This is a genomic window from Flavobacterium sp. TSSA_36, from assembly GCF_051547165.1.
Lineage (GTDB): Bacteria > Bacteroidota > Bacteroidia > Flavobacteriales > Flavobacteriaceae > Flavobacterium.
In genome coordinates, this window is sequence record NZ_JBPTTP010000032.1 from 1 (window position 1) to 485 (window position 485).

Annotated in this window: 1 protein-coding gene; it reads right to left on the minus strand. The window is 36.9% G+C overall.

What is annotated here, in order from left to right:
* Nucleotides 1–485: Ig-like domain-containing protein (locus ACSVH7_RS15135; RefSeq protein ID WP_438067519.1), on the minus strand; the 485-nt coding region annotated here is incomplete at both ends.

Sequence of the window (485 nt, forward strand, 5' to 3'; positions counted from 1 at the left end):
AATTTAATGTAAATCCCGTTGGTACATTGATAGGTGTTAAGACAACAAGATCAAATGTAGCTGGGGTTAATACAATTCCGTTTAAAACATCATTTATTAAAACACTATCAATGGTTTTTCCCGTTAGATTGTTGATCGAATATACCCCATCATTTGAAGCATCTATCTCATTTACAACTGGTATAGTATAGGTAGCTGGAGTAGCATCCACTGCTCCATTATTATCCGTTGCTGTAAAAGTAAACTTTTCATTTCCAGAGAAAACACCACTTGGATCATAGGTTAATGCTACTACTTCTTCAGGAGTTAATACTTGATTTACGGTTACTGGTATTCCAGACAAAGCAAGAACTCCATTAACTGGTAAGCTCAAAATAGTATAACTAACTATTGTACCATCCATATCCGATGCCGTCAACGCATTAATCGTAGTTGGAGCAGCAGCCGCTGATAAAATAGCGTTCGCATCATCATTCGCTATCGGT